This is a genomic window from Lysinibacillus sp. NPDC093712, from assembly GCF_050280025.1.
Taxonomy (GTDB): Bacteria; Bacillota; Bacilli; order Bacillales_A; family Planococcaceae; genus Lysinibacillus.
Genome location: NZ_JBNNUU010000010.1, coordinates 108,264 through 129,266 on the forward strand (window position 1 = coordinate 108,264; position 21,003 = coordinate 129,266).

The window sequence follows — 21,003 nt, forward strand, 5'->3', positions numbered from 1 at the left end:
CCTCTAAACAAACACAGCAATTTTGCTATGTTTAAATTAGAGGGGTGTTCCCTTTTATTTATATTCAATCTTTTCCTATTACAATAATAGTAGTTATTTGTTTATTATATCATCTCATCTTTAGAGCATGCAATATAAGGTTCATTCTACATCATAGCGAAAATATATGGTCCTATAAGAGCAAAAAATATCATCATTATAGAAATGTTTAAAGTATTTTTTGACCATCTATGATATTCAGGATGTTCAATTAGTTTGTATGCAAAACGGAATAGCAAACTTAACATCAAAGCGGTTAAACCAATAAATATTGTGATTTGAGAAATTGCAATGAGTGCAGTAGAAAATGCATCATCTACATCTAATTCACTTCTGAAAGATAACACAACAATAGGGATGGCTCGTATTGCAATCATACTTAAAAACGACCATAACATAGTCGTTTGAGCAAACTTTTGCCATTGTCCATTTCTAAAAAGAATTGCCATAATCATCATAATTACAGCACATAAAAATAAGATGGTGATTGCACTAATTCCCCATGAGAATACTTTTTCGGTTCCTTTTGCCCCTAATTCTGTGAGATTACTGTAAAGTCCATCAAGACTATTCTCATCTGGTATTAACATATTATTTTCATCGAAATTTCCAGTTGGAGGTTGAGGGAGAATATTTAGTAAAAGCATCTTCATTTAATTCCTCATTTCCTAAAGTATTAATTTTTCAAACGAAATGGCCGGGAGGCTGATCAGCGAATTAGCAAGTACCAACTTCCCGTCCATACAGTCTACTTCAAATGTGATTGTATGACTACTAAGTGTTTGCTCGTATAACTTTAAAAGAAAAGATGTCCATTCTTCTTTTGTCTTTTTACAAGGTTCAATTGGATTTTGACAAACATAAAGTATTTCCTCTTTAGAAAATGTCAAAAATGCATGTAGATGATAGAGTTGAAAATTACTAGCTTTAATTTCAAAATGTTGTACAAATTCAGCAATTGGAATAAACAACTGTGATACTGGATGGAAAAAATCTTTAAAACTTCCGCATTTATTGAATGGGATTTTTATTTCTACCATAATCTTTTCTCCTATTAAACTATCACTAGTTAAAGAAGATGTAACAGCTGCATCTACTATAACCTGTGCCTGATTTAGCTTGACAGTAGAAGAATTGATTCCTTTTTTAGATTTGATTACATCCTTTATTAGTGCTCTTATACCAAATAGTTCATTATTCACTAAATCGCGAATTTGATGTGAAAGTTGATCCACATAAGAAGGTGTTAACATAAATGGTCTGTGTTTTGAGTAGTCACTGCCCTCATTTCTAAATTGAATCCGTACATCATCTTGTACTAGTTGGGAAATGAGCTTAATATTAGTTGGCAGTTGATTATTTTTAGTTATATTCTTTGCTAAATCCGTTTGTTCAAACATTCGAAGACCTCCATTTTTTACTTCATATTTATTTCGAATCTAATGTCGAATGGCAAATTGGATGGATAAATGCATTTTTATTTAGGTGAGTATATTTAGGGTAAATAGAAATAATTATGTAACTATTAGTCAATTATGATTATTCTATTAGTCAATTGGACTATTGGAATATCCTTGAAAATAGGGTTTATCACCTAGAAAAAGCTTATATGTGGATATAAAATATACATATATAAGTTGTATTATCTTCCAATGTATAATTTACATTACTATCATACATTAAAATTTGCCAAATTCGACAATATAATTACAAACTTTCATCAAAATCCAAACTAAAATACTAACAATATAACATTTTATGTAAAATAAAATGGTTTTTATCCTAATTATTTTATAAAAAATATTAAATTTTGAATTTTGAGGAAAGCTCCTAACTATTAATGTTAGGAAGCTTTTATCATTCAAATAGCCATATAATCCCGTTTTTCATTATTTTCAATATGGTTAATTTGAATTAATTGGTCTTTTTTCCAATCATCGCTCGAAGAACCTCTCTCCAAACAATTAATTGACTGCAATGTGACTGTATTATCCTTATTGCGGCATATTTCCACAAAGATAATGTCATCCACATTAAATTGTTTGTAGCCTTTATAAATCTCAGCATTTAACCATGTTTGTGCTGAATTATCTGTAATGTGTAAAAAGAACTCCTCCATTCCGATTATTTTACAAACCCAAGTTTGTAATCCAAAAACCTCGTTCGAAATACTATGTTCTGCTAAATCGCGATATTTTAAAGGTATTTCATGTTCCTTTACTGGAAGTTCCCAATCATCTGCAGATAATAAAATATCTTCACTCATTTCGATTTTATTTTCATAAATTACTGTATCCAAATTTCCACGAACCGCTTCAAAGAACTGTTCTTCCGCTTCGTTAAATTTTTCATTTGTGTAGTATAATTCCATCGCTTCTTCGTATTCATTGATTTCATTCGATTCTTCGATATTCGATGCAGTCACTTCAAGAGAATTTAAAAAAGCTAGTGCTGCATCGTCCATACAGTCCTCAACATATACAGAGCCTTGTTTTTCAACCATCGTAATCACGTCCTCCTTTGATTCTCCGGATTGTCTATTATAGATTCCTGAATATAAATTTGAAGGTACTCCCCATGTTTCGAGATGAACTATATTCGTTAACTCTTCATTTTTATTTGTTAAAATACGAGCTTTTCTTTTTGCTCCAGCATATAAGCTAGACAAAACTATAACTAATAGTGACAAAATTAATAACATGTATTCCTCTCCTCCTAATTGTGTTAAATTGCTACAATTACATTGCAAATAAATCAAATACTAATTGACCTTCATTTACTGTTGCCTTTTTACGCCCTTTCTTATTGCTTTGGGTGTTTTCCTCGCATAGCTCAGCTACAGTAAATAAATCAATAATCTCATCATTATTTCTTTGATTTTGCGATACTTCTTTTGTGACTGTTATAACGTTTCTTTTGTCCTCGTTATCAAGTTCAGGCGTTTTAGTTTTTCCTATATTGGCCAGTAATTCACGTGCTCTATCAGAAGCTTTTGCAATCCACTCTTCTGCAGAACCTTTCATGGTGATATTACCTTTCTTAACGGACTGTATTAACATTGCTTGTAAATCACCGTCATCGCCAAGCATAGCGGAAATTCCATCACTCGATAATTCACCATTTATTGCAGCAGTCGCAGCATTTTTCCTTGCTATGATTTCAGCCATGTAACTCTGATAACAATCGTTATAAGCTAGATAAAATAACCGACACTCTCTCTTTTGACCAATACGCCAAGCTCGTCTTGCACTTTGGTTGATTGTGTACAATGACCAAGAGAACTGATAATAAATCAATGTAGGTGTACATAATAAATCGAGTCCAACTTCAACAAGCTTTTGAGAGACTATACAAACGTCATACCCTTCACTCTCTATTTTTTCCTTTAGCCATTCACTGCGTAAGTTTGTTTTTGTTGTAGATGTGTCTAAAATACAGACCTTAGCGCCAATCTCCTCAAGTTTCTCTTTTAACCGAGGTCTAACATCTCTTGAAGCAACAGTTGATCCTGTATCACGTACATAGACAATACAAGGGCGTTTCTCTGCCATTTCTCCTTGAATAATTTCTTGCAGTTTCGCTTCTTTAGGTGTTGTTTGTGCTGGCGATATATGTGTAGCACTCCATATTAATTCACGTTCGCCTTTTTCGTTTTTGTATAATGCATCAGGGAATTTAAAAGGATTATCTGGGTATCCGATACCATAATCCAACATTTGCGTATAGAGTTTAAAACCATCATCTCTACTGTCTATTTGCCTCTCGAATGTACCTATCATCGATTGATAGTGTTGTTTCATTTCTGGAGTCATATCTACGAAAATTGTTGGAGTATCTACCAACTCAACTGGATCGGGCCATACATCCTTTAATCGAACGTTGACAACATTGTTAACCATGTATTTTCCATAAATAAATGAAGAGATACCTGGTATAACTTTTTTCCTTGATGTCCGTGTTCCACCGCGACTGTTTTTATTACTATATTCCGTAGTCTCTTTTGGCTCATAAATCGTTTCCTCAATGTTTCCAAACTCTTCATTAAACCTAGTAACTTCATTAAATTCATAACCGCTATTGACCATGTCCTGCGGAAATAAGCGCCACCAGAGATAATAAATATCTTCTGCCTTACCACCAAACAAAGTGCCTGTTCCAGCAATGAATTTTTTTGAAGCAGCTACTAAGGATCCTAAAGCATTGCCTTGTGCTGAGTTACTTCCCTTCAATTGATGGACTTCATCAATAAGTGCAATGTCTATAAAACCCGACATTTTTCTACGTATATACTCGATTGTTGCTACACGACGGGGCATTGAAGTGGATGAAGATAAATCAGATTGATTTTCCTGTAGAAACTGGTACATATATTGATCACCAGTTTTTACGGCTTCAATTAATTTCTTTTCATGTTCAGCCCATTCGGAAAAGCGAGAATATCTACGTTTTATCATTTTGGTCCATAAAGACTCTCCGCAATAAAAGCAAAAGGCGTTTGCAGGATTGACACTAGAATTAATACGACGACTAGATCCGAATTCATCTTCCGTCATATTATGTGTCTCATAAACTTTCTCTTGCTTACCTTCCTTTTCTATCACCGTAGTGCTATCAATGGTTTGGTGAGGTCTACCACATTTCGAACAATAAATTCCTGATTTATCAGCGTTGTGTAAACCTTTACTTCCAGTCATTCTTAGTGTTTTGAACTCCACTGCGGGTCTAATAGCTGCATCGTTTCTCAAGGTAGTAAACGATATGATGAAAAAAGTTGGAACCATTGGTTTTTTACGACCTGCCCGTGTCCATTCTGAATGCCATCTAATTAGATGCTCAGTTTTTGTGATTACATGAATTTCAGCATGTGGAATAAGCATTCTAATTTCTTCTGGCCATTTCTTTGTTAAAGATGGAGGACAAGTTAACATGGCAAAGTATCCTTTTTTCATTCCTAGAACACTGTAACCATCCGCTATTGCCGTCATCATCGCACTTTTTCCAGTAGACATTTCACCTTGTAAAACGACTCCCTTTTGATTAATTAATAGGTGATTAACTAACCTTTTAGAAATCGCAGAAGCAGTATGTGCTTGTACAGGAAATAATTCTCGCTTATACGAGTCGTAATGTGCCAATGAATTTTCCTCCAATGGATTGTAAGAAGGTACCAACACTTTGTTCATCTTCTCTGCCATTGCCTGATTATAATTAAGTAAATAAGAGGTAAGGTCTGTAATTTCATTTATTGGTGTTATCTCTTCTTTATCGTCTAAAATTACCTCTGAATTTGGAAAAGGAAGCATGCCCTTCTGAACTAAATCAGATATAAACCGATCAGCTTGTTCTTCATCTAAATCCAAGGAATACATTTTTAATTGTAATAACCCTGAATCATAGTAGAGGTCATGTTCTATTAGATATTTTTCTTCAATCAATTGGTTAAAAACGGTATCCTGCCATTCAGGAAGAATATTTAAACCGTATTTTGACCCACCTAAAAGATTAGCTATATCTTCTGCAGGGTTACCTTCAAAAGATAATACATACTTACCAGCGGAGATAATATCCTCATGAACAATTGCTACAGCCTTTCGGTTTTTATTAAGGCTCATATGAAACTTGTCATATTTTCCTTTTTCGCAAGAAAGGTTTAATTCTTTTTTAAATTCATAATTAGATAGCCCTTTTTCGCCAAATCCAAATTTTATTTCTACTCCCATATCTATAGCTGCTTTTATTGCCTGGAGTGTAGTATCAGCTCCACTGATGATAGTCATAAGCAACTTTCCTTCAGCATCATAGGCACGCTTGTTTTTATTTTTTTCAAAGACCATTGCATAGCAAAATGCTTCATTCCAAACCCGTTCATTAATAACTTGAATCATCTTTGGATTTTCTACGTTTTCTGGTCTTATATCTGTTTTCACTTCTGTATTTGCTGTCATGTTGAACCTCCTAAATACAAAAAAACACTCACGAAGCACCTTCCAAATCAATAACGGTGTTGTGACTGTTCTCTAATTTCTTTTTATTGTTAGGCTATAGCTAAGTTGATCTCTAAAGATTCATTCATCTCAAAGTAAGTTTCAAATTCAGAAATAAGTGTACTTGCAATTTCGTGAATTTGCTCACAATACTTGAGTATGCTTTCAGTTTCTTTAGACCAAACCCGAATATATTCAAATGAATAACTCGAAGTATCAAGACCGAAATATGAACAGACAATAAATGCCGCTCCCTCAGCTACACTCTCTTGTTCCTCTTTTGTTTCATTATTTTTACGATGTACTTTACTATGAACCAGTTCATGTACTGCTGTCTTTGCTTTATGATTTCCGCTTAGGCTATCTGACACGACGATTCTGTGTTCAACAGGTGAATAATAACCACATGTTGTACCAGGTACGTAGCTCATACTAAAATGACATTCGTCTTGCTCAGCAATGAATTTTACCGCTTCAATAATGTTCTCTGATTCATTACTATTCCCATCTAATTTTAACTTGTACTTTTCTAAAGGAAGTGGTTTTCCTTCAGTTTGGCTAAAATCAAATACAGGAACACTAAGGAACCCTATGATCTTTCGTTCTTCTTCTCCGGTCTCATCATTCTTCACGTTTGCAATACGAGGTGCTAAAATTCTAATAGATTTTTGCCCCTTAATGACATTTCTGCCTAACTCACGGAACTTTTTGAATGATGCTACGTATGTAGCTTTCGGCATTTGATTATGAATTAGCGCTACATTTCTAAAACTATACTTAGGGAAAATAGCTGCCATTTCTAACAAAGCCTTGAAACGCTCTGGATTCATCGTGGCATTCATAACACCTTCTTCAAGAATTGAAGATAAAACCTCTACTTCTTTTTGTCTTTCTTCTTCTGTTTTACGTTTGTAAACCATATTTTTTCCTCACTCCCACTAGTATTTACACTTTTCAGGAAAACACAAAAAAGCCCATGTGGAAGAATCGGTTTTAGAAAAGGACATAGTTATCCCGTTCTCGATTCAACCACATAGGCTGATAATAAGTAATTTCAACATAGCACACGGTTGTGTTGCTACAAAAATAATAAAAGAAAAAGTGTATATTTTTACTATACCAAATCTATATAAAAAAAACTATTAAGAATTGAAGATAAATAAAAAAACTCACCTCAACAATAAGTCTAAGGTGAGTTCCTTGCCTTTAAAGGTAAGGTACAGTTGCTTGGATAAAGCAACCGACTGCTTCTTGTATTTTTTCTTTCTCCTCTCCTTTTGGGAATGCTTCTTCATCGATACCAGATACTAGGTAATCACTTCTCCAGTTCCTTTCATTCAAAAGTGTAAAGATAAAACTTTCAAATGATCTAGCACAAAGTTCGACATTACTTGAATAGTATTTACCTTCTTTCCCTCTATCAAGGTCAATAGCATTACGATAAAATTGTGTCTGATTTGAAGTATACGGAATATGATATTCTTCTTGTCCCGTTCTTTCTTTGTGTAGCTGAGACAGGGCCTCTGCATTTGTACGCAAAGTTTTTTTGCGCTTCTTTAGATACTTTTCTTCAATCGCTTGACGACCCTTTTCAGATTCTGTAATTATTAAATGTCGTTTTACTTGTTCATCAAACTCTCTCATTAAGCTATCCATTGTTTCATGTAGATTTCCCATGTGTTTCTCATACTGGCTTATAAACTTGCTAGTTAGGCGATAGCTACCTTTAAAGCCCTTAACATCTATATAAGCAGTTGAGGTCCCCATTTTAATGCTATCCATTAACTGATGATATGCCATAAATATTTCTGTTGGTAACATGAAAACTTCGGCACCTGCAGTTAATAAACCACCGTATTCTGGAGCAAATTTTTTCTTAAGATAACAATCAAATGCATGGAACCATTCATGCGCTAAGATTCCCAACGATCCACGTTCTTTAGTGAGATTTATTACATTGTAACCTGATTCATAATGTCCTAAAGCTCTCCCTTTACCACGTGCACCGAATGCAATGGCTAATTCTCTACCTAAACTTATCTTGTCATTTGTAACAGCTAACAGCTCAGCCAAATCTGTAAATGCCTTGGCTGCATTATTTAAATGAGCTTCACCTATACTATCCTCAACCCAATTGCCAAACTCTATTGCTCTAAATCCAAAGTACTCTTTGAACATAGCTGGGACATTCATTTCTGGTGTGAAAATGTCACTAGTACGGCGGGGGTGGCTCGGTAGCTTACGTTCCCAAACAGGCTTTGAGCTTCCTTTTTTAACATTAGCCTTATTTTCTAGTTTATTTTCTTTATTGTACTGCTCCCAAGTAGCATATTTTTTTATAGATTTATTAAATTCTCTTAGTTTGTTCTGTGAAGTTAATAAATCAACAATAGACTTTAATTCATTGAATTTAATTGAAGTTCCTAAGTCATAGACGTTCAAGCAGCCTAATAAATGCTGTTGGTCCAATGAAAGCTTCTTAATTTCTACTTCGTTCTTTATTGGTTCAGCTGATAGCTTTTCCAATTCCCCTTTTAGCGTCTCTAATTTCCTTATTGTGTAATGATACAACCTATCTGTTGAAATTAGAGTTTGCATTCTACTAAGGAAAAGAAAAAGATGCTCGATAGTTCGAACATCTTTTAACGTTTCTGAAATTTTTATAAGTAAATTTATATATTGTCGACGATTCATCGACAACTTACTACAGTCTGATGGTACGCGACGAATTAGAAGTGACATTCCATATGCAGCATGAATATCAACGCCATTTTCTTGACATTTATCTAATGAAAACCAATTAAATATGTTAGTTTTCTTAGCTAATCCATCAGCAATAACCTCATCCTCAGCCGCTATTTCTTCTAATAACCCTACATTTGGGCTTAGTTTAAATAGATTTCTTTTTTCTTCTAAATCTTTAGGTGCTCCTCCTATTTTTGCTCCAACATCAAAAGAAACTTTTCTCTTCTTTTGAACCTGAGTACGGACATCTAAGACTTTAGTTAAATCTAATGTGGCACCCATTGGTTTGTACATAGGAAATGTAGTTGTTCCCTTTCTAACTATATCTTCTTCAACACTCATAAATAAATCTAATTGTTGTGACATATTTTGACCTCCTCTGTTAATTCCCATACTGCTCTGCATAAATTGATTGCAAGTGATTTTCTAAATTGAATAGACGATTTAGTAAATCCTTTTCGCATTTTGGATAACCCTTCTCTCTTTCTTCTTCAAACAAAGTCTTTATTGCTGAAGGTAGAATTTTGTATTTACTATATAGTTGCATCTGCAATTCAAAAATTTGTTTTAATGTTTCTGTGTCTCCTGGGTCGGATAGTTTAAACCATACATTTTGTATATATAGTGCTATTTCTTCTGTTGTAATTGTAGGTACGATCATAAGTTCATTCCTCCTGATTTTTGTGTTAAAGCTTCACTAAAGTATGAACAACTATACGGCCATTTTTTATAGACAAACGTATTCGATGTAGCACATTGAATAGTGGTTTAAAGATTTCGTAGATGTAACCTTTCGTTTCACAAAAATCAATATAGAATCCCTCAACTTTTAACATTGGTAAAAATTCGTCTTTCTTCGCATTTAAGCGTCCTTCTAATTGCTGTATTGTCATACATATCACCTGTCCTCAAAGATTTAACTTTTTATCTTTAAACGCAAAAAAACCTTTGAGGAATCGTAAAATAGGCACAAGTGTCCTATAAAGATTCAACCTCAAAGGTTTTGTAGTAGTAGTTGCGTTGCATAGCTGTTCGCATGCAAAATAAAAAAATAAAATGTTATGATTAAATTATAACTGATATTGTAAAAAAAATCATTAATAAAAGTGTCAAAATTCTTCTTTAATTAGAAACGTTTCATAAAATACCATATCTTTTAACATGTCCATAATACGAGAACCTTCACTCTTTTCTAATAGTTCTTGTGTTACTGCAATAACACTCAACAATCTTATTGATGCAAGAGGATGCTTACGTTTGGAATCAGCTAATTGTCCACTTTTTATTTGGTCTAGTTGTAATGATAAATCTAGTAGCCGTTTTAATACTTCAGGAGTTGTTAATGGATTATTTAAGGATGAATTCTTAGTGATTTCAGGATAGCCATTAGTATTAACCTCTATTATATGTAAAAACATAAATACCTCTGCAGCATAAAAAATTGCTTCTTGATTTGGTATACCAAAAATTAGAGTATGTTTTTCTTTTTTAAAGGCATTTATTATCCACTTTAAAGCTAGGGCATCGGCTTCTAACTCTTGCCTTTGTCTCTTAACATTCTGTTCAGCTTGAAATTTATCATCTTGCACGTTTGAAGGTCCTTTCTCTGTCTCCGAAAGATGTCCTAAATAGATATGTGCATACTCGTGTGCAACCAAGAATAACTCTTGAATTAGCGTTTTTTCCAAAGACTTAAGATAAAAATCTCTTGGTAGAATTGCAGGTAATCGAGAAAATGTCGGTAAATATTTTTTATACTTATAACATTTCATTATTTCTTTATTGGCATCTATTAAAAGTTCAAAACCTTGTTTTAATTGTTTTTCAGTTCCTGAACTCATTAAGAGTCCAGATAAAAACTGAGCTTCGTTGTAATTACTTAAAGCAGATAATAATTGATGATGTAGTACTACTACATATTTTCCATCCGGTCCCTTAACAGCAGATGCATTTATCTCAAATGTTGGAAGCACTTCGATCTGAACATCTTTTAATACCATTTTTTCTTTTTCAGGTAACGTCTCAATAAAGGGACGTATAACCGTTTTTATAAATTCTTCATTCATCTTTTTAAAGTCCGTCTTTCCACCTGCTAATTTCATTGCTCTTTCTATTTCTTCAGCTGTATATTGGTCTTTGCGATACTCTACTATATCGGATACATCCAAAAAAGTATGGTTTTTTATAAAGTTTTTAGAATATTGCTCAATAAAGCTATTAGTTTTCGTCATAAATCGTTCCTCTTTTCTTTTTACTTTTAATATCCCTATCTCTTTTACATAATTGAGAACTTTTAGGAAATTCATTCATACAAAAATATACCATTTCTAAGGATAATAAAAAGAGGCTGGGACAAAACTAGCTTCAATTAGTGAGAAATCCGAATTTGAATGAATTCAAATTCGGATTTCTCTATTTTTTATGTTGTCTCTAAATAACCCTTAGCTACTGGCTGTGAACTTTCTTAAATTCACGGCCAGTAATGCGAGCCCCATTTCGTTTCCTACCCTCGATTTTCCTCGTACAGAAAATCGAGTGAAACCCAAATTAGCCTTCAAGAATCCAAAAACTGGTTCCACGTCAATTTTGCGTTGACGGTAAATGGTACTCGTTTTTTCTTCTGAAAGCTTTGTTCTTACATATTCTTTTTGCTGTTCCCACTTCTCATTCACTATTAACTTACGATTATTTCCTTCTTTTGCTTTTGTACATAGTGAACGGAATGGGCATCTGGAACAGTCTTCACATTCGTATATCTTAAACTCACGCGTGAAATCATATTGATCCGTTTTCGTGGTACGATATTTAAATACAAGCTGTTGTTGGTTCGGGCAAGTGTATTGATCATTTTCTTCATCATAATCCCAGTAGGCTGTATTGAATTCGTTCTGTTTATACTTTTGCTTTTGTTCTTTTAAATACAAGTTATATGTAATTAAGGCTTCTCGTTTACGATTCGAAAGGATATCATCATAATTTTGTTCGCTGCCATATCCAGCATCTGCGACGATGTGTTTCGGTAACTCAAAATAATGTTGTTCGATTTCATCTAAAAACGGGATTAAGGTACGTGTATCTGTTGGATTCGAATAGATACTGTAGGCAAGTACATATTGACCTTCTGTTGCGACTTGGATGTTATAACCTGCTTTCAATTGACCATTTTTCATATAGTCATCTTTCATTCGCATAAATGTGGCATCTGAGTCCGTCTTGGAATAACTATTTCGCATGCCAAAGATTTCAAAGTCTTTTTGATATTTTAGTTTACGTACAATATAGTCGATTAATTGTTTGCGAGCTTGCTTTGGGAATTTCCGTTCGGCTCTTAAAGCTTTTCGTTCAGCTACATCCGATGTATCCTCTATTTTTTGATCATACTCCGAAATCACTTCGTCTACTTTTTCTACCATCTGGGCGAGCTCTTCTACTGCTAATTCTTCTACATTTTCTCGTTCAATTTCGGGTATGATTTCTTTTTCGAGTAGCTCATCGTATAACTGGTTTGATTTTTCAATTAATCCGTTATGATATTTCTCGATGGATTTTTTCCACACGAAAGTAAATTTGTTCGCATTGGCTTCGATCTTTGTTCCATCAATAAAAATAGCTTCCTGATCAATTAATTCTTCTTGAACCAACTGGCAACGGAATTGGACGAAACATTGGCGAATCAACTCTTTCATTTCTGGTTGAACACGGAAACGGTTGATCGTGCGGTAGCTTGGTTCATACCCTTGAGCTAGCCACATCATCCGAAGACTATCTTTTAATAGGGCTTCAATTTTACGCCCTGAGAAGACAGATTGTGTATAAGCACATAAGATAATTTTAAGCATCATGCGTGGATGGTAGGCGGGACAGCCTTCATTTCGAAGGAATGGTTCAAACGCTTCAGGTGAGATACTTTCAACTAAATGGTGGACATGGAAGGCAATATCGCATTTTTGTAATGTTACTTCTAAATCTAAAGGTAAAACTAATTGATTCATGTTATAATTTTTAAACATAAGGATCCTTCTTTCTGTATAATTTTGTTGTGGTGACTTAATTTTATCAGAAGTGATCCTTATTTTTTTATGAAAAAATTTAAAGCCTGTGAAATTTTACTGATTGTAAAATTTCACAGGCTTTTTAATTTAGAGGTGGGTTTTGTCCCAGCCTCTTTTAAAATTATATTGTCAGTTTAAGTACTTTTCTCTTATCCAACGAATCGTATCCTGTTCGTCATTACAATTAGCAAGCATATACGTTTCATAATCTTCCTCAGCCATCTCCTTAAATTCCTTATTAAACTGTTCAATGGAAATCACTATCAGTTCTTCTAACACAGCTCTACTAAGGTCACTATAAATTATTACTTTGTCTCCGTTTATCTTACATTTGTAGCAGAAGCCTCTTTCTGCAAAATCATTAGATTTTAACGTTATGACAAATGTCGTGAAGTTATATCCGCTCTCTGGATTAGAATGATGAATATTTTTTTTCTCGATATACATGGTTAGCCTCTCCTATTGATAAATGAAACACTCCTATTGGATTTCTTCATTTTTATATTTTAGTAGTTAGTTATTAATGTATAGGTATAAAAAAGTTAGAAACACAGTTCCTTATAAATTACGGCTTTAGAGCTAAGGAAATTTTATAAGGGAAAAATATAGTTGGAAACAACATAAATACATTTGTTCCTATACTAATTTGAAAACCTTGATATATCAGCTTTCTTTGATAAGCATTTCCAACTTTATTTGTATGTTTCCATCTTTTTTTTGTACGTATCCAACTTTAATTGTCCTATACAATTAACTTTATTTTTTAGATTAATTTTTTAACGAGCCCAGCTGGTGTTATTATTTTGACAGACACTTCTCGTTTCATCCGAACCTTTGTAATTGTAGAATGTTCAGTATTTTCCTCTGTAATAATTTTCGAGACATTTTCTAAACCTTGAACCACATGTAAGTTACTTCCTTTACCAAGTACTCCATTAATTGCTCCAGAGGCCAATAGTAGAGCAATTTGCCCCTGAGCCAGTGGAAGTATAGGTTTTAAAGAAGTATGATCAATAGTTTTCGGTTTCGTTCTCTCTATAAATGCCTTGAATTGCTTATTAGATTTTATTGAATCAATAAACACATCTTTACTCTCTAGTCGTGTATAAAAGGTAGACACTTCACCATTACAATGGGGGATTGAGTAACTGCGTTCATTTGATAAAGTTGCTAGATCTTTTAAGTTGTGTGCAAAATCTTCATCCTCAAATTTTAAAAAGACATTATAAATGTCCTCAGAGAATTGCTTTATTGTCCCACGCTTCTTTTTACCAAAGAATACAACTTGTTTATAGTCTGCATAATCCTCATCTGTAAAACGACCAACTGACATTTCAAAAAAGTGAGTAGCCAAGAACCGCGCTATTTTGGTATCTGCGTATCGATATGCTGGGATTATATATATTAATAAACCACCAGGCATTAAATATTTTGTTGCTCTTTTTAATTCTGTATATTCTTTTCTCTCTGCATCCTCATCTGCCGTCTTCATTGAAAAGTCGTAGGGAGGATTAAGTAAACACATACCAAATGCATCATTTGAAATAACCATTGATTCAATTGGTGCCTCCATAACATGGTCTAATACTGCTATAGCTGCCTCTGCACGACGTTTCTCTATCTCAACGCCATATGTAACTACTTGTTCATTGTCCTCTGCTAAAAAAGACAATATAGCCCCTTCACCACAACATGGATCAAGGATTGCAGTTTCACCATCAGAGTAATCTAACATCTTTTTTATATATTCTCCTTGTTGTTCATGTGTTGCTACAAAACTAGATAGATATTTATTTCCAATTCGACTCATTGTTGTACGCCTCCGGTTGAATAAAAAAACTGTCACGAACTAAAAGCTCGTAACAGTCTTAACTTCTTTAATTGATATTCTAAAATCTCTAATAAGAATTACTTATTGTATTAATATGGATTTGGATAATTTGCTGGGGGCTGGTTAGGGTAATTTGGTTGCCCATTTGCGTAATTAGGCTGACTTCCATTAGATTGCCCCTGTCCATAATTAGGTTGACCTCCATTAGGTTGACCTCCAAAATGACCATTATTCACGTTTGGTTGTTCATGACCATAGTTTGGTTGACCATTATTATTATTGCCTTGAGCTCCATTTATAGGTTTTAATGCTAGGAAATCAACATTAAATGCTATGAAATCATGCGTATAAATTGTTTTTCCTTCTTTTTGATATTTACCAGGTTTGTATCGAGTATCAACGGTAATTAAACTTCCTTTACCTACGTGATCTGCTATCCTAACTGCTAAATCACCAAATGCTTTAATTTGTATAAAATCCGCATCCTCTTTTCCATTGTTAACTCCTATAGAAAAAACAGCTCTACCTTTACCATCATCAGTATATTTAAAATCTATATCTTTTGTTGTGTTTCCAGTGAAACTACAGATATTTTTCATAAATATTTTCCTCCTAAAATTAAAATATTATTGTTTTAAAACCATCTCTATTCAAAATCTGCTTCATCTAGATAAAAGAAATTGTGGATTCGTTGTTTCCAGTTACTAGACATAATAGAATCAGTAGCACGATTAATAATTCCTGCTCTTTTCTTTTTTAATGGAAATAAACCACTTGTGATATGATATGGTCCATTTTCAATACGCCATACAACACGTTCTAGTTTTAATTCCGCTAAAAATTCATGAACAGCAAAAATAGCTTCTTGTTCTGCATAAGCTTTTCCATGTTCAGTTAAAAGTGAAAAATACTTCACAGATTTATCACTGAACTGCATTTCCATACGGAAATTACAAGTTGCTGCTTTACCTAAACCACTTTCTCTCCATCCTCTTTCATCTGCAGTTTCTTCTCTCAGTACAATATTTTTGTCACCGTATCTTAGAGTCGGAATACAGACAACCTCCGCGATCGTTTTTACTTCTTTTTTTTCTGTTTGCATAATTATCACCTGTCCTCAAAGTATTTAACTTTTTACTTTACTTATCGCTTAGCGCACAAAAAAAAGCCTTTGAGGGAATCTAGTTAAAATGGACAGAATTAGTCCTTTAGATTCAACCTCAAAGGCTGTGCGGTAGTAGTTAAGCCGTCGTACCAGAATTATGTGGTAGACACAAAAAATAAAATAAAAAGTTACAATTTAAGCTTAACATATATATTTTGTTAATGAAAGGTATTTTTAGTAAAGTAATTAACTGTTTGTGAGTTATTCCATAAATAGTTGTTTTAAACAAAAAAAGACAGTTAAAGTTCAATTATAGACTTTAAACTGTCTTCAACATTCCCTATTTTTAGTGTGCATTACATACATCAGCTATATCTATAAATACGGGTTCACCGTCTATTTCTATAGTTTTAGCAATAACTTTACCTTCTTTATATGCTTTAAAAGCTGATTTAGGTGTAATGAAATGTTCATTATTTTTTAAACCTATAGCTAATATACATCCTTCTTTAGTTTGAATATAATCTAATAACTGAAAATGGTCTATTGTTACCTTCATATTAAAACCCCCGTTAGGTTATAGATTAGAAATAGTTTTGTCATCCTCTATTCTTGTCCATTTTGTTTTTGATATGACCATGCCATGGATATAAGCAAGATATGCATTAGCACTTGTAATAAAACCGTCTTTATCCATTAATCCAACAGTCAATGTGCGGCCGTCTTTAGTTTGTATTACATCCAACAATTTAAAATCATCTTTTGAAAGTAACTTTGGCATTATTTTTTCTCCTAAAATATATTAGTAAGCTTTGTTATTTTTCGTGTACTAACTGAAAATCTTCCATTAGTTCTGACTCATCCCACTCCGTGTAATACTGTGTATCGTCTTCATACATTTCCTCTAGTTGTTTAGATGTGTAGCGCTTGTGAATACAGTCAACACAGCAATGCTCGTCACCGTCATTAATAACATGACCTGTCCACATTGATTCATCGCAATCTGAACATGTACGTGGTCCATGTTCCTTACCGTCCTTATCAACCCAATAGACGATAACTCCATCTGTACCATCAGGAAAATTATATATTTCTGATTTTTCATATAACTTCGGTTTAAATATTTTCCTAAATATGTTTTTATTTATATCTGGAACACCAGAGGCATCAACATCACCTAAAAAGCAAAAATCAAATGTAACTCGCTTCTCTATCAGATCAGCTAGTTCTTTTAAATCGTTACATTCTTCTATCCATTCATAATGGTCATAATGCTGTCCTAGAACAAATGCCAATGTGTAGTCTGCTTGTACAACATTATAGAGTTGTCTCATTAAATTGATTTCCTGTTTTTCGTAACGTTTTATTTCGATGTTACGATACTTCACCTTATACTTTCCGTTTAATGGCGTTACCTCTATAAAAATATAATTTTTACGTTTAACCATTGCACCCCACAAATTATTTGTGATACGTGACCACTTCAATCCGTCTTTTATAAAAGTTAATGTATTCATTAATATCCTCCTATTTCTGGCTAGTTCACCCTGGTAGTAACTAGCCACTCGCTAATATAAGATTCATTCATTTTTCTATTCAAATAAAAAAACGACCAATTCACCATTCATAAAGAGCTGGTAATTTGATCGTTTTTCTCTGAGTTATAATTTTTTTCAATTCCATTTTATACGTGAGATTTATTCTTTTGTCCCAAAGCAAGATACTTTACATACATTTTTATTGTATCAATGGGATATCTTAAAAATGTAGGGGCAAGAGCCTTTGTTACCGTACAAAATACTAAGAATCGAATAAAAATATTCCTATCTCTTGTGTTGTGTACTAAACTGCGTAATTCATCAACATTTACGTTCATGTTCACTATGTCTCCCCTCCTACTCAAAATTATATTTGCAGTTAGTATAGCATATTTTGAGCAGTATTACACATTCCATTCAGCCACTCAACAGAGACAAGTTTTATAATTGACTTTGCACCTGTGAATGGCTAGAATGAAATTACCATCGCTCGGCCTAATATGGAGATAACCCAGTTTTACTGTGGTCCATCATCCTTATTATCGGTCGAGTTTTTTGTTACTCTCTCTGTCTCTGTGGATGCCGAATGAAGGGACTTTAAACTTTCATAAAGTCCAAATGCTGTATTGTAACCTGAATACACCTTAGATGCATCGTTTGCAGCTTCATCAGTATTATTAACAACATCAGTCATTACTTTAGTGAACGCCTTGTAAATCTTAAATGAAGGCATTAGCACAACGTAATTCCAGTTAATATCCCCTAAACCACCATTCATAAAGTCCAATATGGTTTTTAATAAGGCAATAAAGGAAATAGATAGAATTATCAATATCACAATCATACGCGCGAATTTGTAAATAAATCTAACTATCCTCTGTTTTGACCAAAAGGTTGATGATAATAGGGGATTTGCTCGCTCTTCTTCTATTGTGGATTCCTCTTCTTTTTTCTCATCCATGTATTTAAGATATTCCTCTAAAACACCCTCAATTGCTCCTAAGATTACGATAAACCCAAGAACAATCAAAGACGCTTTCATAGATGATATAACGTCTAAAATTATTGTAAATATTGCATTCCCCTCCTTTTCTTAATTATGCAAATCCTCTGGTTGTCCCATGTGATTCCCAGTAATCTGCGGAATTACCATATCGAAATATCCTTCCAGTAAGTCCGGACTCTTCCCATACGGTAATAACCACTCGCTCATTAGGGAATAATGCATGGATATAACCAACAATGTCTTCTAATGTCCAAAAGAAATAACAACCATCTTGGATTCTTGACTCACAATTATCCATGTTGACAATTTCTTTTCCATTATCTCTTGTGACAAAAACTGTTGTTCCGCATGTCTCTACCTCTAGATACTTTAATTCATCTTTTTTCATATAAATCCTCCGCTACAAAATATTGATTAACTTCATTTTCGTTTCCGTGCCATTGCTACAGTCAGAGCATATACAGTAGTCTCTGTCTTCACAATCACGTTTTTGCTTCTTACAATTAGTGCATTCATAAACATAGATGTTCACCATACTTATCCCTCCTTCCTTCTCTGTATTTATACTACTTTTAAACACAAAAAAGCCTTTGAGGGATAGAATCATGTTAATTACAGAAGTAGACAGAGCTACCCTGTATTAGATTCAACCTCAAAGGCTGTAAAGTGTTAGTTGCATGAGTGATAAACTCAAAAAAAATAAGAAAAAGTAGTATGTATCGAGTTTAACATATATTTAATTTTCCAACACCTATTTATTTGTAATATAACTAAAAAAGGATCTATTTTAGAATTTTTAGTTCAATAATAATTATGGTGTTCCGAAAGATAGTTTACATCCTTTTTCATATCTATCAACTATTCATTTTTGATTTATTAGAAGGTATTATTTCAATTTTTATTTTCAGATACATTATAGATAATATTTTTACTGCAGCTATACCTATCTAGTAACCTAATAAAAAACACAAGGTATGATTACAATATTACTCCCTTGGAGATACTATAAGAGGCAATAAATTGCTTGTTAATATATTTTCTATTTTCTGATAAGAAACAGAAAATTAAACTTTTATTTTCTATTTTCACAATTTATTTTTTCACTATTTTTCCTTTTTTCTTCGTCGGGAAATTATACTTTTCATTTTCCTTTTTAATTTTTTCCAATAGTGTTTTTTTATTATCAGTACCCATCATATGTTCCCCCTTTCACTTTTTATAATTGTGTCCAAATAAAAATAATTTTAAACACATATAAATCATCTCTCCCCCATAACATGTAGTATCCCTAGAACAGTACGACAGTGTACTAGCCTTATATTGCAGAATGGAGGTATCAAGTGAAGATGAGAGGGCAAAGGAAAAGGAGATCGGATGCCAAAGTTGATTTTAAACCAACTGTCCCCCTACCGTTAAAGGACAGTATCGAGAGGCTTGCCGATATAACAAATATCCCTATTAAAGATGTAACTAACCATTTAATTGTATCAGCGATTAATAATGTTGATATTATCAGCTCTATATCTAAGTTCTTTAAACGTGAGATACGTTTTAATAATACATTGTATTTTGGTAACCCAACGAATCCTAGTGTTATAAAAAAGAATCCTCCAGGTACCTGTGATAGAATATCAACTAGAGTGTCACAAAAAATTGATCAATTAATAGATGCTCTGGCATATGCAATGAGATGTACTCCTCATCGAGCTTGTGCTGTCTTACTAGAGCAAGCGATGTTGAACTATGATATCGTTAACAATTTTATTAGAGAATACTTAATGAACGGACTAGACAAAGACAGATTAAATGAACTTCAAAAGGTTTTAAATTATATAAACAGTATGGATGATTCAAATGAATATTCATGGGCTGATTTACTATCACTGATTGTTAGAGAGGTACATGCTCCTGTCTCCTCTCCGAATGAAATGGTAGAAGAATTTCTTGTTATTAATAACTGGCGTGATAACTCCTAAATTCAAAAAAACCTACCAAATTATATATTCTTTAGGTAGGTTCTTTCTGGTTTATTCGTTTCATTGGTGCCTTAGATTGTCTAGTTAACTTGCAAATAATTTTTGTAACCACAGAATATAAAGTAATAAACCAATAAAATATATTGGCCAAAGGAAGCGAGTCTTTGATATTGCTGCTCCTAATCTTCTAAAATTATAAAAGCAAGCTAATTTATTAAGTTTAGCTTTTTTTAAGTACTTTGCTGCGAATTGAAATGCCTCTCTCTCTGATGGATAGAAACCATAGCCATACTTATAGAGGAAATTGTACCACTTGCCACGCTTTAACCACTTGCTATCATCTTGGTATTGTTTAGCATGACGTAATTCATGTGCTAATGTACCAATACTTCCGTTAAAAACACAAACAACACCTGTTTCCTTATATTCCTCAGACAAGTCAGAAAGGAAACATCCCCCTATGCTCCGTCTAATTCTCTTATTTGTTTTATTTTTATATGCTGGTACGTTATCGCGTAAAAAATCACAAGCTTTATGACCGTAATACACAACAGGTTTATGTTTAAAGTTCAATTCTTCAATAATTTTATTCTCATGATAATCCAATAAGTTTTGTCTATATGCGGTTTTTTTTTTTAGGTATATCAAATTTCCCACCTCAATCATTAATATAAAAATTAGACCAAGACTAATTAGTCCTGGTCCTATAGTTGCTAAATAAGGTTAA

Annotated in this window: 22 protein-coding genes; 1 reads left to right on the forward strand and 21 read right to left on the reverse strand. The window is 33.2% G+C overall.

From position 1 onward, the window contains the following. Nucleotides 1-146 precede the first annotated feature (146 nt). The 20 genes from ACQKNX_RS23010 to ACQKNX_RS23105 all read right to left on the reverse strand — a co-directional run bounded on the left by ACQKNX_RS23010 (nt 147) and on the right by ACQKNX_RS23105 (nt 18,688). Nucleotides 147-692, reverse strand: coding sequence for a hypothetical protein (locus ACQKNX_RS23010; RefSeq protein ID WP_427430876.1), 546 nt, complete (start codon nt 690-692; stop codon nt 147-149). Between the two features lie 15 nt (nt 693-707). Next, nucleotides 708-1,439 carry a hypothetical protein gene (locus ACQKNX_RS23015; RefSeq protein WP_427430877.1) on the reverse strand — a complete coding sequence of 244 codons (732 nt, stop codon included), beginning with the start codon at nt 1,437-1,439 and terminating at the stop codon, nt 708-710. A gap of 461 nt (nt 1,440-1,900) precedes the next feature. Further along, nucleotides 1,901-2,740, reverse strand: a complete 840-nt coding sequence (locus ACQKNX_RS23020; RefSeq protein ID WP_427430878.1) for a hypothetical protein — start codon at nt 2,738-2,740, stop codon at nt 1,901-1,903. A gap of 37 nt (nt 2,741-2,777) precedes the next feature. After that, complete coding sequence (locus ACQKNX_RS23025; RefSeq protein WP_427430879.1) at nt 2,778-5,984, reverse strand: helicase-related protein; 3,207 nt, start codon at nt 5,982-5,984, stop codon at nt 2,778-2,780. Between the two features lie 89 nt (nt 5,985-6,073). Further along, nucleotides 6,074-6,943, reverse strand: coding sequence for an ArdC-like ssDNA-binding domain-containing protein (locus tag ACQKNX_RS23030; protein WP_427430880.1), 870 nt, complete (start codon nt 6,941-6,943; stop codon nt 6,074-6,076). Nucleotides 6,944-7,229: 286 nt separating this feature from the next. Then, nucleotides 7,230-9,134 (reverse strand): LPD1 domain-containing protein, encoded by a 1,905-nt coding sequence (locus tag ACQKNX_RS23035; protein WP_427430881.1) that lies wholly within the window; start codon nt 9,132-9,134, stop codon nt 7,230-7,232. Nucleotides 9,135-9,150: 16 nt separating this feature from the next. Further along, a complete protein-coding gene (locus tag ACQKNX_RS23040) occupies nt 9,151-9,429 on the reverse strand; it encodes a hypothetical protein (RefSeq protein WP_427430882.1) in 279 nt (92 codons plus the stop codon). 25 nt (nt 9,430-9,454) lie between these two features. After that, entirely contained in the window at nt 9,455-9,661 is a 207-nt protein-coding gene (locus ACQKNX_RS23045) for a hypothetical protein (protein WP_427430884.1), read from the reverse strand. A gap of 216 nt (nt 9,662-9,877) precedes the next feature. After that, nucleotides 9,878-10,999: a hypothetical protein gene (locus ACQKNX_RS23050; RefSeq protein WP_427430885.1), complete on the reverse strand. Its 1,122-nt coding sequence runs from the start codon at nt 10,997-10,999 to the stop codon at nt 9,878-9,880. 210 nt (nt 11,000-11,209) lie between these two features. After that, nucleotides 11,210-12,778, reverse strand: coding sequence for an IS1182 family transposase (locus tag ACQKNX_RS23055; protein WP_427430886.1), 1,569 nt, complete (start codon nt 12,776-12,778; stop codon nt 11,210-11,212). A gap of 171 nt (nt 12,779-12,949) precedes the next feature. After that, the gene (locus tag ACQKNX_RS23060; RefSeq protein ID WP_427430887.1) at nt 12,950-13,267 is read right to left on the reverse strand and encodes a hypothetical protein; all 318 of its coding nucleotides are present in this window, start codon (nt 13,265-13,267) and stop codon (nt 12,950-12,952) included. Nucleotides 13,268-13,583: 316 nt separating this feature from the next. Beyond that, nucleotides 13,584-14,630: a DUF6094 domain-containing protein gene (locus ACQKNX_RS23065; protein WP_427430888.1), complete on the reverse strand. Its 1,047-nt coding sequence runs from the start codon at nt 14,628-14,630 to the stop codon at nt 13,584-13,586. A gap of 110 nt (nt 14,631-14,740) precedes the next feature. Next, nucleotides 14,741-15,250, reverse strand: a complete 510-nt coding sequence (locus ACQKNX_RS23070) for a single-stranded DNA-binding protein (protein ID WP_427430889.1) — start codon at nt 15,248-15,250, stop codon at nt 14,741-14,743. A gap of 47 nt (nt 15,251-15,297) precedes the next feature. Continuing rightward, nucleotides 15,298-15,753 carry a hypothetical protein gene (locus ACQKNX_RS23075; protein ID WP_427430890.1) on the reverse strand — a complete coding sequence of 152 codons (456 nt, stop codon included), beginning with the start codon at nt 15,751-15,753 and terminating at the stop codon, nt 15,298-15,300. Between the two features lie 349 nt (nt 15,754-16,102). Continuing rightward, nucleotides 16,103-16,315 carry a hypothetical protein gene (locus tag ACQKNX_RS23080; RefSeq protein WP_427430891.1) on the reverse strand — a complete coding sequence of 71 codons (213 nt, stop codon included), beginning with the start codon at nt 16,313-16,315 and terminating at the stop codon, nt 16,103-16,105. An 18-nt stretch (nt 16,316-16,333) separates the two neighbouring features. Next, nucleotides 16,334-16,537: a hypothetical protein gene (locus ACQKNX_RS23085; protein WP_427430892.1), complete on the reverse strand. Its 204-nt coding sequence runs from the start codon at nt 16,535-16,537 to the stop codon at nt 16,334-16,336. 34 nt (nt 16,538-16,571) lie between these two features. After that, nucleotides 16,572-17,273: a hypothetical protein gene (locus ACQKNX_RS23090; RefSeq protein ID WP_427430893.1), complete on the reverse strand. Its 702-nt coding sequence runs from the start codon at nt 17,271-17,273 to the stop codon at nt 16,572-16,574. 167 nt (nt 17,274-17,440) lie between these two features. Continuing rightward, nucleotides 17,441-17,638 (reverse strand): hypothetical protein, encoded by a 198-nt coding sequence (locus tag ACQKNX_RS23095; protein WP_427430894.1) that lies wholly within the window; start codon nt 17,636-17,638, stop codon nt 17,441-17,443. 173 nt (nt 17,639-17,811) lie between these two features. Then, nucleotides 17,812-18,336 (reverse strand): hypothetical protein, encoded by a 525-nt coding sequence (locus tag ACQKNX_RS23100; RefSeq protein ID WP_427430895.1) that lies wholly within the window; start codon nt 18,334-18,336, stop codon nt 17,812-17,814. Between the two features lie 55 nt (nt 18,337-18,391). Beyond that, the gene (locus ACQKNX_RS23105) at nt 18,392-18,688 is read right to left on the reverse strand and encodes a hypothetical protein (RefSeq protein WP_427430896.1); all 297 of its coding nucleotides are present in this window, start codon (nt 18,686-18,688) and stop codon (nt 18,392-18,394) included. Between the two features lie 952 nt (nt 18,689-19,640). Between ACQKNX_RS23105 and ACQKNX_RS23110 the strand changes: the two genes are divergently transcribed. After that, nucleotides 19,641-20,276, forward strand: coding sequence for a hypothetical protein (locus tag ACQKNX_RS23110; RefSeq protein WP_427430897.1), 636 nt, complete (start codon nt 19,641-19,643; stop codon nt 20,274-20,276). 84 nt (nt 20,277-20,360) lie between these two features. Here ACQKNX_RS23110 and ACQKNX_RS23115 read toward each other — a convergent pair whose 3' ends face one another. Then, nucleotides 20,361-20,924 (reverse strand): hypothetical protein, encoded by a 564-nt coding sequence (locus ACQKNX_RS23115; protein ID WP_427430898.1) that lies wholly within the window; start codon nt 20,922-20,924, stop codon nt 20,361-20,363. Nucleotides 20,925-21,003: the final 79 nt, after the last annotated feature.